Here is a 506-nt window from a genome sequence, read left to right on the forward strand (position 1 = left end):
TTAAATATCCTATATGAGCTGTGCGCTGAAGCATTGTCTTATCTTCTACAAAGTTATCAGTATCAATTTCAGAATTGTTGCAGGGTGAGATCACGAACATAAAACAAGCAAACACTTCATGCGGACATATATACCTAAGGTAGATATGTTCTGCGCAACTAAATCAGGACACTTCTCTTAAGGAACTTTGCTCATACTCAACTGGCGACAGATCACCATTTGCCGTATGAAGTCGTTCTAAGTTGTAATAGCGCATATACGCCACTACATCATCTCTCATATACTCACGAGTTGGCTGAGGAACTTTCAACAACCAATCGTGTTTTAAGCTACCGAAGAAGCGTTCAACAACCGCATATCCCAACACGCTCCAACATCGCACATACTCGCTCTAATACCGTGGGTGGTTAGCAGTTTACGGTAATGCTTACTGGTATATTGTGGGCCTCTATCAGAGTGAAACACCAAGCCTTTTGGTGGCTGACGTAAGTTATAAGCTTTCATCA

The 506-nt window shown here is 41.7% G+C and carries 1 pseudogene; it reads right to left on the reverse strand.

What is annotated here, in order from left to right:
* Positions 1-163: 163 nt before the first annotated feature.
* Positions 164-506 (reverse strand): annotated as a pseudogene (locus tag CWC11_RS22200) (integrase core domain-containing protein); the annotation flags it as partial.

This window comes from Pseudoalteromonas sp. S3178 (genome assembly GCF_005886985.1).
GTDB lineage: Bacteria > Pseudomonadota > Gammaproteobacteria > Enterobacterales > Alteromonadaceae > Pseudoalteromonas > Pseudoalteromonas carrageenovora.